Annotated in this window: 9 protein-coding genes; 4 read left to right on the forward strand and 5 right to left on the reverse strand. The window is 62.3% G+C overall.

The window, feature by feature from the left end; translation table 11 throughout:
• The first annotated feature begins 266 nt into the window (after positions 1 to 266).
• From KGA89_RS28635 to glgB, 3 genes are all read left to right on the forward strand, one after another.
• Positions 267 to 2264, forward strand: a complete 1998-nt coding sequence (locus KGA89_RS28635; protein WP_003200102.1) for an alpha-1,4-glucan--maltose-1-phosphate maltosyltransferase — start codon at positions 267 to 269, stop codon at positions 2262 to 2264.
• A gap of 169 nt (positions 2265 to 2433) precedes the next feature.
• Entirely contained in the window at positions 2434 to 5778 is a 3345-nt protein-coding gene (treS, locus tag KGA89_RS28640) for a maltose alpha-D-glucosyltransferase (protein WP_223473120.1), read from the forward strand.
• Between the two features lie 11 nt (positions 5779 to 5789).
• Entirely contained in the window at positions 5790 to 8024 is a 2235-nt protein-coding gene (glgB, locus tag KGA89_RS28645; RefSeq protein ID WP_223473121.1) for a 1,4-alpha-glucan branching protein GlgB, read from the forward strand.
• Between the two features lie 128 nt (positions 8025 to 8152).
• Here the strand turns inward: glgB and gudD are convergent, their stop codons facing one another.
• Both gudD and KGA89_RS28655 read right to left on the reverse strand, forming a co-directional pair.
• Positions 8153 to 9496, reverse strand: coding sequence for a glucarate dehydratase (gudD, locus tag KGA89_RS28650; protein WP_223473122.1), 1344 nt, complete (start codon positions 9494 to 9496; stop codon positions 8153 to 8155).
• Positions 9497 to 9524: 28 nt separating this feature from the next.
• Positions 9525 to 10871: an MFS transporter gene (locus KGA89_RS28655; RefSeq protein ID WP_003200111.1), complete on the reverse strand. Its 1347-nt coding sequence runs from the start codon at positions 10869 to 10871 to the stop codon at positions 9525 to 9527.
• A 337-nt stretch (positions 10872 to 11208) separates the two neighbouring features.
• Between KGA89_RS28655 and KGA89_RS28660 the strand changes: the two genes are divergently transcribed.
• Positions 11209 to 11919 carry a FadR/GntR family transcriptional regulator gene (locus tag KGA89_RS28660; protein ID WP_223473123.1) on the forward strand — a complete coding sequence of 237 codons (711 nt, stop codon included), beginning with the start codon at positions 11209 to 11211 and terminating at the stop codon, positions 11917 to 11919.
• 248 nt (positions 11920 to 12167) lie between these two features.
• Here the strand turns inward: KGA89_RS28660 and KGA89_RS28665 are convergent, their stop codons facing one another.
• From KGA89_RS28665 to KGA89_RS28675, 3 genes are read right to left on the reverse strand one after another with little or no spacing between them, the layout of a single operon-like run.
• Positions 12168 to 13349 carry an acetyl-CoA C-acetyltransferase gene (locus KGA89_RS28665; RefSeq protein ID WP_003200115.1) on the reverse strand — a complete coding sequence of 394 codons (1182 nt, stop codon included), beginning with the start codon at positions 13347 to 13349 and terminating at the stop codon, positions 12168 to 12170.
• 11 nt (positions 13350 to 13360) lie between these two features.
• The gene (locus tag KGA89_RS28670; protein ID WP_003180355.1) at positions 13361 to 14026 is read right to left on the reverse strand and encodes a CoA transferase subunit B; all 666 of its coding nucleotides are present in this window, start codon (positions 14024 to 14026) and stop codon (positions 13361 to 13363) included.
• Positions 14027 to 14061: 35 nt separating this feature from the next.
• The gene (locus tag KGA89_RS28675) at positions 14062 to 14760 is read right to left on the reverse strand and encodes a CoA transferase subunit A (RefSeq protein ID WP_003200117.1); all 699 of its coding nucleotides are present in this window, start codon (positions 14758 to 14760) and stop codon (positions 14062 to 14064) included.
• Between the last annotated feature and the right edge of the window lie 69 nt (positions 14761 to 14829).

A 14829-nucleotide genomic window follows, 5' to 3' on the forward strand; every position in this document is an offset into this window, starting at 1 on the left:
AGGTGGGGTCGTCGATGTTCGGATCGGGTGTTTCGGCCGGGATGGGAATGTTCATCGGGACGGGTCTCCGTGACGCACATGGCTTGAGTCGTGCTTATTGTTGTTGACCACCTTGCACCGGCTTTGATCCCCGGGATGCATCGGGGTAAATCCCTCTGAACTTTTAGCCGCTGATCCGGTTCGGAGTTTAAGTGAGTTTTTTCAGGGACCCGTTGGGCCTTTACCGCCACAAGCGCGTCCATGGGGCGTAAAAGGAGCGATGCTCGATGACTGCCGAACACCCGACTGAACTGGCCTACAACCCGCATTTGCCGCTGTCCCAAGCCTTGCTGTTGCCGCGTATCGCTATTGAAAGCACCATGCCGGTGATCGACGGCGGGCAATTCGCCGCCAAGGCCGTGGCTGGACAGGACGTGACAGTGACCAGCAAAGTCTTCGCCGATGGTCATGACAAGCTGGCCGTGCGCATTCGCTGGCGTGCGCTGCAGGATGAAGTGTGGAACAGCGAGGTCATGAGTGACCTGGGCAACAACGGCTGGCACGGCCAGTTCAACGTGCCGGAACAAGGCCGCTATGTGTTTTGTATCGAGGCCTGGATCGATCAGTTCGCCAGTTTTCGCTACGAGCTGGAGAAGAAATTCGGTGCAGGAGTGCCGATCAGCCTGGAGCTGCAAGAAGGGCGCAGCCAAGTGCAAATGGCCGTCGAGCGCAGCACGGGTGAATTGAGCGAGCAACTGGCGGCCTTGCACCATGAGCTCTCCGGCTTGTTGCCGACCGAGCAGGTGGCGCTGTTCCTGGCGCCGCGCAGTGCCGATCTGATGTCCCGGGCCGATCATCGCCCGTACTTGAGCATCAGCCCCGAGTATCCGCTGGATGTGGAGCGCAAGCTGTCCGAGTTTGCCAGCTGGTATGAGCTGTTTCCCCGATCGATCACCGACGATCCCCAGCGCCACGGCACTTTCAACGACGTGCATTCACGCCTGGCGGTGATCCAGGACATGGGCTTCGACGTGCTGTACTTCCCGCCGATCCACCCCATCGGTCGCAGTTTCCGCAAAGGCCCGAACAATTCCCTCACTGCCGGTCCCGACGACCCGGGCAGTCCGTATGCCATTGGCAGCGAGGAGGGCGGGCACGAGGCCATTCACCCGCAATTGGGTAGCCGCGAGGACTTCCGGCGCCTGGTGGCGGCGGCCGCTGACCACGGCCTGGAGATCGCCCTGGACTTCGCGATCCAGTGTTCCCAGGATCACCCCTGGCTCAAGCAGCACCCGGGCTGGTTCAGCTGGCGTCCGGACGGCACGATCAAATATGCGGAAAACCCGCCGAAGAAATACCAGGACATCGTCAACGTTGATTTCTACGCGGCCGATGCGATTCCCAGCCTGTGGACGGAGCTGCGGGACATCGTGGTGGGCTGGGTCAAGGAAGGCGTGAAGATATTCCGCGTCGACAACCCTCACACTAAACCGTTGCCGTTCTGGCAATGGCTGATCGCCGATGTGCGGGCGCAATATCCTGAAGTGATCTTCCTGGCTGAAGCGTTCACTACGCCGGCCATGATGGCGCGGCTGGGCAAGGTCGGTTACTCCCAGAGCTACACCTATTTCACCTGGCGCAACACCAAGGCTGAGCTGGCGACCTACTTCAGTGAGCTCAATGAATCGCCGTGGCGTGAATGCTACCGGCCGAATTTTTTCGTCAACACGCCGGACATCAACCCGGCCTTTCTCCATGAGTCGGGGCGTGCCGGTTTTTTGATCCGCGCGGCCCTGGCAACCATGGGCTCAGGCCTGTGGGGCATGTATTCGGGCTTCGAGCTGTGTGAGTCGGCACCGGTGCCGGGCAAGGAGGAATACCTCGATTCGGAGAAATACGAGATCCGCCCCCGGGACTTCACCGCGCCGGGCAACATCATTGCCGAGATCGCCCAGCTCAACCGCATCCGCCGGCAGAACCCGGCGCTGCATACCCACTTGGGCCTGAAAATCTACAACGCCTGGAACGACAACATTCTCTATTTCGGCAAGCGCGCCGCCGACGGCAGCAATTTCATCCTGGTGGCGGTGAGCCTTGATCCGCACAACCCGCAGGAAGCCAGTTTTGAGTTGCCGCTGTGGGAGATGGGCCTGCCCGACGACGCCCAGACCCAGGGCGAGGATCTGATGAATGGACATCGCTGGACCTGGTACGGCAAGTACCAGTTCATGCGGATTGACCCGGCGTACCAGCCGTTCGGGATTTGGCGGATCAGCGTGGCGTGATGCTGTGGGAGCAAGGCTTGCCCGCGATGAAGAGGGCGCGGTCTCCCTGAGGAATCGAGGTGCCTGCATCGCGAGCAAGCTTTGCTCCCACAAAGCGCAGGCCTCACAACACAAAAAGACCTCACAAGCCTGTATCCCGCGGCTTTATTGAATTCATCAGGAGTTGCAAATGGCGAAGAAACCCCGGTCTGCCACCTTTATCAAAGACCCGCTCTGGTACAAGGACGCGGTGATCTATCAGGTCCACGTAAAATCCTATTTCGACTCCAATAACGACGGGATCGGTGACTTTCCCGGCTTGATCGAAAAGCTCGACTACATCGCCGATCTGGGCGTCAACACCATCTGGCTGCTGCCGTTCTATCCTTCACCCAGGCGCGACGACGGTTATGACATTGCCGAATACCGCGGCGTCAGCCCCGACTACGGCACCATGGCCGATGCGCGGCGGTTCATTGCCGAAGCCCACAAGCGCAACCTGCGGGTGATCACCGAGCTGGTCATCAACCACACCTCGGACCAGCACCCCTGGTTCCAGCGCGCGCGCAAGGCCAAGCCGGGTTCGAAGGCGCGGGACTTCTACGTCTGGTCCGATGACGACCACAAGTACGACGGCACGCGCATCATCTTCCTCGACACCGAGAAGTCCAACTGGACCTGGGACCCGGTGGCGGGCCAGTACTTCTGGCACCGCTTCTACTCCCACCAGCCCGACCTCAACTTCGATAACCCGCAGGTCCTCAAGGCCGTGTTGTCGGTGATGCGCTACTGGCTGGACATGGGCATCGACGGCCTGCGCCTGGACGCCATCCCGTACCTGATCGAGCGCGACGGCACCAACAACGAAAACCTGCCCGAGACCCATGACGTCCTGAAGCTGATCCGCGCCGAGATCGACGCCAACTACCCCGACCGCATGTTGCTGGCCGAAGCCAACCAGTGGCCGGAGGACACCCAGTTGTACTTCGGCGATGTCGACGCCCAGGGGATGAACGGTGACGAATGCCACATGGCCTTCCACTTCCCGCTGATGCCGCGCATGTACATGGCGCTGGCCCAGGAAGATCGCTTCCCTATCACCGACATCCTGCGCCAGACCCCGGAGATCCCCGCCAATTGCCAGTGGGCGATTTTCCTGCGCAACCATGATGAGTTGACCCTGGAGATGGTCACCGACAAGGAGCGTGACTACCTGTGGAACTACTACGCCGCCGACCGTCGGGCGCGTATCAACCTGGGCATTCGTCGGCGCCTGGCGCCGTTGGTGGAGCGCGACCGTCGTCGCGTCGAGTTGCTCAACAGCCTGCTGCTGTCGATGCCTGGCACGCCAACGCTGTACTACGGCGATGAAATCGGCATGGGCGACAACATCTACCTCGGCGACCGCGATGGCGTGCGTACGCCGATGCAGTGGTCCATCGACCGCAACGGCGGTTTCTCCCGTGCCGACCCGGCCAGCCTGGTGCTGCCGCCGATCATGGACCCGCAGTACGGCTACCAGTCGGTCAACGTCGAGACTCAGGCCGGCGACCCGCACTCGCTGCTCAACTGGACCCGGCGCATGCTGGCGGTGCGCAAGCAGTCCAAGGCCTTTGGCCGTGGCACGTTGAAGATGCTCTCGCCGAGCAATCGCCGGATCCTGGCCTATACCCGCGAATACACCGGGCCCGACGGCAAGCACGAAATCATCCTCTGCGTGGCCAACGTGTCCCGCAGCGCCCAGGCTGCTGAACTGGATCTGTCGACCTACGCCGGCATGGTCCCGGTGGAGATGCTCGGCGGCAATGCCTTTCCACCCATCGGCCAGTTGAACTTCCTGCTGACCTTGGCGCCGTACGGCTTCTATTGGTTTGCCCTGGCAACCGAGAACCAGATGCCGAGCTGGCACGTGGAACCGGCCCAGAGCCTGCCGGACTTCACCACCCTGGTGCTGAAAAAACGCCTGGAAGAATTGCTCGAAACGCCATCGCGCACCACGCTGGAGCAAACCATCCTGCCGAGCTGGTTGCAGAACCGGCGCTGGTTCGCCGGCAAGGACAGCGCGATCGAGAAGGTCGAGATAGTCTATGGCGTGCGCTTTGGTGACCCGCAGCACCCCGTGCTGCTCAGCGAAATCGATGTCACCAGTGGCGGCCAGACCCTGCGTTATCAACTGCCGTTCGGCCTGCTCGCCGAAGATCAGGTCGGTGCGGCATTGCCGCAGCAACTGGCGTTGTCGCGGGTACGTCGGGTGCGTCAGGTGGGCTTGATCACCGATGCATTCAGCCTGGAAAGCTTCGTGCGCGCCGTGCTGCACAGCATGCAGGCCGCCACGGTGCTGCCGTTCGCCGAAGGTGAGTTGCGCTTCGAACCCACCGAAGGCCTGGCTGCGCTGAACCTGGGCGAAGAGCCGGAGGTGCGCTACCTGTCCGCCGAACAGTCCAACAGTTCGGTGGTGGTGGGCAGCAGCCTCGTGCTCAAGCTGATTCGCAAGGTCGCCTCGGGTGTGCACCCGGAACTGGAAATGAGCGCCTACTTGACCGCCGCCGGTTTCAGCAACATCTCACCGCTGCTGGGTTCGGTGGTTCGCCGCGACGCCCAGGGTGAAGATGCGCTGCTGATGATCGCCCAGGGCTACTTGAGCAATCAGGGCGATGCCTGGGAATGGACCCAGAACAACCTCGAACGCGCCCTGCGCGATGAGCTGGCGGACGCGGTGTCCGAACAGGAGCAGCATTACAACGCCCTGGGCGAACTGAAGGATTTCGCCGGCATGCTCGGCCAGCGCCTGGGGGAAATGCACCAGGTATTGGCCCAGGCCACCGACGACCCGAACTTCGCGCCGCAGGCTACCAACGCCAAGCAAGCCCAGGCCATCGGCAAGGACGTGGCCGCCCAAGTGGAAAACGCCTTGCGCCTGCTCAAACAGAACCAGGGCCAATTGAACCCCGCGGACCAGGCCATGGTCGCACGTTTGCTGGAGCACAAGAAAACCGTCCTGGCCCATGTCCAGACGCTGGCCGGCAAGGCTGAGGGAGGCTTGCGCATTCGCGTCCACGGTGACCTGCACCTGGGGCAGGTGCTGGTGATCAAGGGCGACGCCTACCTGATCGACTTCGAAGGTGAGCCGGCGCGGCCATTGCATGAGCGACGGGGCAAGCACAGCCCCTATAAAGACGTCAGTGGCGTGTTGCGTTCCTTCGATTACGCGGCGGCCATGGCGATTCACTTGCACACCGTCGACAGCACGGCCGATGCCGATGCGGCGCGGCAAAGGGTCGCCGATCGTTATTTGAAAGAGGCTCGCCAGGCATTTGTCGAGGCATATCGGCTGGCGGCAGCTAGTCTTGCCCATGAGTGGAAGGATGCTGAAGGCGAAGACGCCGCACTGGCGTTGTTCGGCCTGGAGAAGGCGGCCTATGAAGTGGCCTATGAAGCCGAGAATCGCCCCACCTGGCTGCCCGTGCCGTTGCACGGTCTGGTCGGGTTATTGAGTGGGCTGCAACCCTTTTCCGACGTAGCCGGACCGATTTAGTGGAGAGAATCATGAGTGTCTCGAACAAAGAACCACAGGGGCAGGCCAAAGAGTCGTTGCTGCCGGCGCCCCATGACATCGACGCGCTGGTGCGTGCCGAACACCACGACCCGTTTTCCATCCTGGGGCCTCATGGCGACGACGCCGGCGGCCAATTCATTCGCGCGTATCTGCCCGGAGCCCTGAGCGTGCATGTGCTGGCCCGCGATGGCGGCGAAGAGCTGGGGGAGCTGCAATCCACCGCAACCCCGGGACTGTTCGTCGGCCATTTCGACCGTACCCAGGCGTACTTGCTGCGCACCCGTTGGGCCGGCGGTGAGCAAGTTGCCGAAGACCCCTACAGCTTCGGTCCGTTGCTGGGAGAGATGGACCTTTACCTGTTTGGCGAGGGCAATCACCGCGACCTCAGTTCCTGCCTCGGTGCGCAACTGACCACAGTCGATGGCATCGACGGCGTGCGGTTCGCTGTCTGGGCGCCGAACGCCCGACGCGTTTCGGTGGTCGGGGACTTCAACGTCTGGGACGGGCGTCGGCATCCGATGCGCATCCGTTATCCGTCCGGCGTGTGGGAGATATTCATTCCCAGGCTGGGCCCCGGCGAAGGTTACAAGTATGAAATCCTCGGCGCCCACGGCATCCTGCCGCTCAAGGCCGACCCGGTGGCCCTGGCCACGCAGATGCCGCCAGACACGGCGTCGAGAGTCGCCTCACCCCTGAAGATCGAGTGGCAGGACGACGAGTGGATGCAGCACCGTCGCGAGCGGCATCTCCCGGGTGCGCCGCTGTCGATCTACGAATTGCACGCCGGCTCCTGGCAGTGCGAAATCGACGAGGCGGGGGAGGTGGCCCGGCAGTACAACTGGCATGAAATGGCCGAGCGGCTGATCCCGTATGTCAAGGACCTGGGCTTCACCCACATCGAGCTGATGCCGATCATGGAGCACCCGTTCGGCGGCTCCTGGGGCTATCAGCCGCTGTCGCAATTCGCGCCGACGGCACGCTTCGGCTCGCCGGACGATTTCGCGGCGTTCGTCAACTCCTGCCACCAGGCCAATATCGGCGTCATCCTCGACTGGGTGCCGGCGCATTTTCCCACCGACACCCACGGCCTGGCCCAGTTCGACGGCACTGCGCTGTACGAATACGGCAACCCGCTGGAAGGCTTCCACCAGGATTGGGACACGCTGATCTACAACCTGGGCCGCACCGAAGTGCACGGTTTCATGCTGGCGTCGGCGCTGCACTGGCTCAAGCATTTCCACGTCGATGGCCTGCGGGTGGATGCCGTGGCCTCGATGTTGTACCGCGACTATTCGCGCAAGGCCGGCGAGTGGGTGCCCAACCGCCACGGCGGACGGGAAAACCTCGAAGCGATCGATTTCCTGCGGCACCTCAACGATGTGGTGGCGCTGGAAACCCCCGGTGCGCTGGTCATCGCCGAAGAATCCACGGCGTGGCCGGGCGTCAGCCAGAGCACCCAGCAGGGCGGCCTGGGTTTCGCCTACAAGTGGAACATGGGCTGGATGCACGATTCGCTGCACTACATCCAGCAAGACCCGGTGTACCGCGCCCATCACCACAACGAACTGAGCTTCGGCCTGGTGTATGCCTGGTCCGAGCGCTTCGTCCTGCCGATTTCCCATGACGAAGTGGTTCACGGCAAACGCTCGCTGATCGACAAGATGCCCGGTGACCGCTGGCAGAAATTCGCCAACCTGAGGGCCTACCTCAGCTTCATGTGGGGGCATCCCGGCAAGAAGCTGTTGTTCATGGGCTGTGAATTCGGCCAATGGCGCGAGTGGAACCACGACCAGCAGTTGGACTGGTACCTGCTGCAATACCCTGAGCACCGTGGCGTGCAGAAACTGGTCAGCGATCTGAACCGTCTGTATCGCGAAGAGCCGGCGCTGCACGATCAGGATGACGCGCCCCAGGGGTTCCAGTGGTTGATTGGTGACGATGCGCTCAACAGCGTCTACGCCTGGCTGCGCTGGAGCAAGGAGGGCCGGCCGGTGCTGGTGGTCGCCAACTTCACACCGGTGCCGCGCGAGGCCTACCGGGTCGGCGTGCCGTTCGGCGGGCGCTGGGTCGAATTGCTCAACAGCGATGCCGACACCTACGCCGGTTCCAACTATGGCAATGGCGGTGGTGCCTCCACCGAAGAGGTGCCCAGCCATGGCCAGGCCCTGTCGCTGGAACTCAACTTGCCGCCGTTGGCGGTTTTGATCCTGCGGCCGGAGGGTTAGTCGCGAGTCTTGCCGTGCAACCCTGTGGGAGCGAGCCTGCTCGCGATGGCGGTGGATCAGTCACCTGGATAGAGGCTGACACTGCGCAATCGCGAGCAAGCTCGCTCCCACAAGGGATATTGCTCGCTTCAGCGAACCAGGCACGGCCGCTTGTTGTTGAACGTCCAGCCTGGAATCAGGAACTGCATCGCCACCGCATCGTCCCGCGCGCCAAGGCCCATGCCCTTGTACAACTCATGGGCCTTGGCCAGTTGGTCGGTGTCCAGCTCAATCCCCAGCCCCGGTTTTTTCGGCACTTGCACGCAGCCGCCCTGGATCTGCAACGGTGCCTTGGTCAGCCGCTGGCCGTCCTGCCAGATCCAATGGGTGTCGATGGCCGTGATGTCGCCCGGTGCGGCAGCGGCCACGTGGGTGAACATCGCCAGGGAAATGTCGAAGTGGTTGTTGGAGTGCGAGCCCCAGGTCAGGCCCCATTCATTGCACATCTGCGCCACCCGTACCGAACCCTGCATGGTCCAGAAGTGCGGATCGGCCAGGGGAATGTCCACGGACTGCAAGGTGATGGCGTGGCCCATCTCGCGCCAGTCGGTGGCGATCATGTTGGTGGCGGTCTTCAGGCCCGTGGCGCGGCGGAACTCGGCCATGACTTCGCGGCCGGAGTAGCCGTTCTCGGCACCGCAAGGGTCTTCGGCGTAGGCCAGCACCTTGTGCTGGTCGCGGCACAAACGAATGGCTTCCTTGAGTGACCAGGCACCGTTCGGGTCCAGGGTAATGCGTGCCTGGGGAAAGCGTTCGGCCAGCGCCGTAACCGCTTCGATCTCCGCGTCGCCTTGCAGCACGCCGCCCTTGAGCTTGAAGTCCTGGAAACCATAGCGGGCGTGTGCCGCTTCGGCCAGGCGGACCACGGCGTCGGCGTCCAGGGCCTTCTCATGGCGGATGCGGAACCAGTCGTTGTCGGCGTCCGGCTCGCTGCGGTAGGGCAGGTCGGTCTGCTGGCGATCGCCGACGTAAAACAGATAGCCGAGCATCTTCACTTCATCGCGTTGCTGGCCTTCGCCAAGCAGGGCGGCGACCGGTACGTCCAGGTGTTGGCCGAGCAGGTCCAGCAACGCCGCTTCCAGGCCGGTCACCGCGTGGATGGTGATGCGCAGGTCGAACGTCTGCAGGCCACGACCGCCGGCATCGCGGTCGGCAAAGGCGTGGCGCACGGTGTTGAGGATCTTCTGGTATGTGCCGATGGGGCTGCCGACCACCAGCGAACGGGCGTCTTCGAGGGTCTGGCGAATGCGCTCGCCACCGGGCACTTCGCCCACGCCGGTGTGGCCGGCGTTGTCTTTGAGGATGACGATGTTGCGGGTGAAGAACGGGCCGTGGGCGCCGCTGAGGTTCAGCAACATGCCGTCATGGCCGGCCACGGGCACGATCTGCATGCTGGTGATGATCGGGGCTTTGCTGGTTTCTGGGGTGCTCATCTGTACTTATCCTTGAACAATCGAATGATCAGACGTGGCTGGCGGCCGGGTCGGCTGGGGTTGTCACGGCTTTGGGCTTGGGCGTGTTGCGTGCGGCAAACACGATGATCGCGGCAATGATCGAGGTGGCCGCCAAGCCATAGAGGCCGCCCTGGATCGAGCCGGTGTTCTGTTCCAGCAGGCCGAACGTGGTTGGGGCGACGAACCCACCGAGGTTGCCCACCGAGTTGATCAGGGCAATCACCCCGGCGGCGATCCGGGCGTCCAGGTAAGCCTGGGGAATTGGCCAGAACAGCGACGACGCCGACTTGAAGCCCAGGGCCGCGAAGCAGATGGCGACGAAGGCGAAGATCGGCCCGCCGGTGGTGGACATGAACATCCCGGCTGCCGCGATCAACAGGGCCGTGGCGACCCAGGCCTGCTGGAATTTCCACTTGGCCGACAGCGAGGCGAAGGCGTACATGCCGACGATCGACAACAGCCACGGGATCGAGTTGAACAGCCCGACCTGGATGTCGCTCAGTTCGCCCATTTTCTTGATGATGCTCGGCAGCCAGAACGTGGCGGCATAGATCGTCAATTGGATGAAGAAGTAGATCAGGCAAAACAGGATGATCTGGCGGTCCTTGAGCAACTGGCCGATGGACAGTTTGATCGGCGAGGCGGCTTCCCGTGCGCGCTGTTCATCGTCGATGGTCTTGACCAGCACATCTTGTTCTTCGCGACTCAACCATTTGGCGTCGTGGGGCTTGGAGTCCAGCCAGAACCAGACGAAGACGCACAGGCCGACGGAAAACATCCCTTCGATGAAGTACATCCACTGCCAGCCGTGCATGCCCAGGCCATTGATTTGCAGCAGCAGCCCCGACAGCGGGCCGGAGATCAGCGACGCAATCGCCGAACCGCTGAGGAAGATGGCGATGGCTTTGCCGCGTTCGACACCCGGCAGCCAGCGGGTGAAGTAGTAGATCACCCCAGGGAAGAAGCCGGCTTCGGCCACGCCCAGGAGGAAACGCAGGATGTAGAAGTGGGTTTCGTTCTGGATGAAGGCCATGCCCGCGGCCACCAGGCCCCAGGTGAGCATGATGCGGGTCAGCCAGATACGGGCGCCGATTTTTTGCAAGAGGATGTTGGACGGGACTTCGAACAGCGCGTAGCCGATGAAGAACAGGCCGGCGCCAAAGCCGTAGGCCGCGGCACCGATGCCCAGGTCGTGCTCCATATGGGCGCGCACGAAGCCGATGTTTACACGGTCGATGTAGTTGACGATAAACATGATGACGAACAGCGGCAGGATGTGGCGCTTGACCTTGGCGATGGCCGACAGCAGCACCGGATCCGCTCCGGCATTCGCCTTGAGGCTGGATGTGTTCACTGGTTTTTCTCCCACTCGTTATTTTTATGCGGGGCATCGTGCAGGTGCCGATGTTGATAGACATCATACAACTTGATTTTTTTGAGTGACAAGATATTTTTTAGCGCGATTGGATGGGCGGTCAGACTTTTTAATGCTGTATTTATTGGGTGTCGTTGAGGTTTTTGACGGTGTGCAGGGCGCACGGTGCGATAGAGGTCGAGCTTTTATGGGCGTTGATTTTCGAAGTTAATCGCCAGGCGCGGTGTGTTGTCATACAAGTTGGGCGTTCTGTAATGCTCACTCTCAAGCCTGCTGATGGTAGGATCGACCAGCCTGTTTTCGAGGAACCCTGGCGATGCAAGACACCGAAGCGCCGCTGCGCAAGCGTACCCATAACCTGGCCCATGACCTGGTGGCGAAGCTGAGCCAGAGCATCTTGCTGGGACAGTTGAAACCCGGGGAAAAACTGCCATCGGAAGGTGCCATCGTTCGCGAGCATGGCGTCAGCCGGACCGTGGTGCGCGAGGCGATTTCCAAGTTGCAGGCTTCGGGGCTGGTGGAGACCCGCCACGGCATCGGCACCTTTGTGCTGGCGCAAACCGGCGAGCCGGGGTTGCGGCTCAATGTCGACACTGCGGCAGGGGTGCGGGCAATCCTGGAGCTGCGCCTGGGCCTGGAAACCCAGGCGGTGGCATTGGCGGCCCAGCGCCGCAGCGAACACCAGTTGCAGCAGATGCGCCAGGCGCTGGCTGACTATCAGCGGTTGTCCAGCAACAATGACAGCTGTGTCGAGGCCGACCGGCGCTTCCATCTGCTCATCGCCGAAGCCACGGACAACGCCTGTTTTGTTGAAATCATGCAGCACCTGGGCAGTGCTATGATCCCCAGGACCCGAGTGAACGTGGCCGAACGCGGCCAGGCGGACCTGGGCAAGCTGGCACAACTGGCCAACCTCGAGCATGAGGCGATCTTCAACGCCATCAAACGCCAGGACCCGGACGCCGCCCGCGCCGCCATGTGGCTGCACCTGACCAACAGCCGCGACCGGTTTGGCGCAGGTTCCTGACGGCTCATCGTCGCCTGACCCACCGCCATCGCGAGCAAGCTCGCTCCCACAGGGGATTGGCGGTGGGCACAGAATCCCAGAACACCACAGATCCACTGTGGGAGCGAGCTTGCTCGCGATGAGGTCGGTAGGCCATGCGCAAAACAGCAGGCAAAAAAAACCGGCGCAACCGAGGTTGCGCCGGTGGTGGTGCCAGTGGTTGTGCGGATATTCGTGGGTCCGCGCAACCACCGTTGAACCTGTATCGGTTATGCCCGTTCCAGCGCCAGGGCCACGCCTTGGCCGCCGCCGATGCACAGTGTCGCGAGGCCTTTCTTGGCGTCGCGCTTGATCATTTCATGCAGCAGCGACACCAGGACTCGGCACCCCGATGCGCCGATAGGGTGGCCCAGGGCGATGGCGCCGCCGTTGACGTTGACCTTGTCCATGTCCCATTTCAGTTCCCGGGCCACGGCCAGCGATTGGGCGGCGAAGGCTTCGTTGGCTTCGACCAGGTCCAGTTGATCCAGCGACCAGCCAGCCTTGTCCAGGCAGCGGCGGGTAGCCGAGACCGGGCCAATGCCCATGATGGCCGGGTCGACGCCGGCATTGGCGTAGGCACTGATTTTCGCCAGCACGGGCAGGCCCAGGGCCTTGGCTTTTTCCGCGCTCATCAGGATCACCGCAGCGGCGCCATCGTTGAGCGAGGACGCGTTGCCCGCGGTGACGCTGCCGTCCTTCTTGAAGGCAGGCTTGAGCTTGCCCAAGGATTCGGCGGTCGTCCCGGCGCGCGGCTGTTCGTCGGTGGCGAACGCCACAGGATCGCCTTTGCGCTGGGGAATCAGGATCGGCGTGATCTCATCGGCGAACCGACCGCCCTCGATGGCGGCGACAGCCTTCTGCTGGGACGCGGCAGAGAAAGCGTCCTGCTCCTCGCGGCTGATGCCGTACTTGTCCACCAGGTTCTCGGCGGTGATGCCCATGTGGTAATCGTTGAAGGCATCCCACAGGCCGTCGGTGATCATGCTGTCGATCATCTTCGCGTGGCCCATGCGCAGGCCGGTGCGGGCGGCCGGCAACACGTACGGGGCCAGGCTCATGTTCTCCATGCCGCCGGCGATGATGACGTCGGCGTCGCCACAGCGGATCGCCTGGGCGCCCAGGTGCAACGCCTTGAGTCCCGAACCGCAGACCTTGTTCAGGGTCAGCGCCGGCACCGCATGAGGCAGGCCGGCCAGGATCGCCGCCTGGCGAGCCGGGTTTTGCCCGGATCCTGCGGTCAGCACCTGGCCAAGAATCACTTCATCGACCTGTTCGCCCGACAAACCGGTCTGTTCCAACAGGCGACGAATCACCGCGGCACCGAGTTCCGGCGCGGGAATGGAAGCCAGCGAACCCTGGAAACTGCCGATGGCGGTACGGGTAGCGGCGACAATCACGACTTCTTGCATCGAATCTCTCCTCACTGGGCAGCGAACTGCATTTCAGGCACGTGGTCCGGCACGATCAATTTGCCGGCGGTCTTGGCGACGATTTCCTCGACGCTGACGCCCGGGGCACGTTCTTTCAGGATGAAGGCGCCGTCCTGGATTTCCAGGTAGGCCAGGTCGGTCAACACCCGCTTGATGCAACCGGCGCCGGTCAGCGGCAGGCTGCAACGCGGCAGCAGTTTCGACTCGCCGTCCTTGGACGCATGGGTCATGGTGACGATGATGTTCTCGGCACCGGCCACCAGGTCCATCGCGCCGCCCATGCCCTTGACCAGCTTGCCGGGGATCATCCACGAGGCAATATTGCCTTCCACGTCCACCTCGAACGCGCCGAGCACGGTCAGGTCGATATGCCCGCCACGGATCATGGCAAACGATTCGGCCGAAGAGAAGATCGACGCGCCAATGCGCGCGGTGACGGTCTGCTTGCCGGCGTTGATCATGTCGGCATCGACTTCGGCTTCGGTGGGAAACGCACCCATGCCGAGCAGGCCGTTTTCCGATTGCAGCATGACTTCCATGCCTTCGGGAATGTAGTTGGCGACCAGGGTCGGAATGCCGATGCCCAGGTTCACGTAGTAGCCGTCCTGCATTTCGCGGGCGACGCGTTGAGCCATTTGTTCGCGGGAAAGTGCCATGTTGTTATTCCTTCATTCGGGCCGGGGGCAGGGGATCACTTACGCACGGTGCGCTGTTCGATGCGTTTTTCGAACGTGCCGCAAATGACCCGGTCGACGTAGATGCCAGGGGTGTGGATCTGCGTCGGGTCCAGCTCGCCGGGTTCGACGATTTCTTCGACTTCCACCACCGTGATCTTGCCCGCCGTGGCGGCCAGTGGATTGAAGTTCTGGGCGGTGTGGCGATAGATCACGTTGCCGAAATGATCGGCCTTCCAGCCTTTGACGATGGCGAAGTCGCCGGTGATGGATTCTTCCATCAGGTACTGGCGACCATGGAATTCACGCACTTCCTTGCCTTCGGCCACCGGGGTGCCGACGCCGGTGGCGGTGAAGAACGCCGGGATGCCTGCGCCGCCGGCGCGCATTTTTTCCGCGAGGGTGCCTTGGGGGGTAAGTACGACTTCGATTTCACCGCTGAGCAGTTGCTTCTCGAACAGGGCGTTTTCGCCCACGTAGGAGGCGACCACCTTGCGGATCTGCCGGTCTTCCAGCAGCACGCCGAGGCCGAAGCCGTCGACGCCGCAGTTATTGGACACTACGGTGAGGTCGCGGATGCCCTTGCGCTTGATCTCGGCGATCAGGTTTTCCGGGATCCCGCACAGGCCGAAGCCGCCGGCGATGACGGTCATGCCGTCCTTCAAGCCTTCCAGCGCTTCCTCATAAGAGCTCACGCGTTTGTCGAAACCTGCCATAGACACCTCTTTTATTCTTGATGGGGTCGCAATGGGATGCAGTGTTGCGCCAAGTCATATATTTGTTAA

Origin of the sequence: Pseudomonas sp. A-RE-22 (genome assembly GCF_019956035.1) — a bacterium.
In the GTDB taxonomy this organism is placed as follows: domain Bacteria; phylum Pseudomonadota; class Gammaproteobacteria; order Pseudomonadales; family Pseudomonadaceae; genus Aquipseudomonas; species Aquipseudomonas brassicacearum.

What these genes read in the sequence shown, in the direction of transcription:
- KGA89_RS28635 (WP_003200102.1), top strand. Translation starts at nt 267, where the DNA reads ATGACTGCCGAACACCCGACTGAACTGGCCTACAACCCGCATTTGCCG.
- treS (WP_223473120.1), top strand. Translation starts at nt 2,434, where the DNA reads ATGGCGAAGAAACCCCGGTCTGCCACCTTTATCAAAGACCCGCTCTGG.
- glgB (WP_223473121.1), top strand. Translation starts at nt 5,790, where the DNA reads ATGAGTGTCTCGAACAAAGAACCACAGGGGCAGGCCAAAGAGTCGTTG.
- gudD (WP_223473122.1), bottom strand. Translation starts at nt 9,496, where the DNA reads ATGAGCACCCCAGAAACCAGCAAAGCCCCGATCATCACCAGCATGCAG.
- KGA89_RS28660 (WP_223473123.1), top strand. Translation starts at nt 11,209, where the DNA reads ATGCAAGACACCGAAGCGCCGCTGCGCAAGCGTACCCATAACCTGGCC.
- KGA89_RS28665 (WP_003200115.1), bottom strand. Translation starts at nt 13,349, where the DNA reads ATGCAAGAAGTCGTGATTGTCGCCGCTACCCGTACCGCCATCGGCAGT.
- KGA89_RS28670 (WP_003180355.1), bottom strand. Translation starts at nt 14,026, where the DNA reads ATGGCACTTTCCCGCGAACAAATGGCTCAACGCGTCGCCCGCGAAATG.
- KGA89_RS28675 (WP_003200117.1), bottom strand. Translation starts at nt 14,760, where the DNA reads ATGGCAGGTTTCGACAAACGCGTGAGCTCTTATGAGGAAGCGCTGGAA.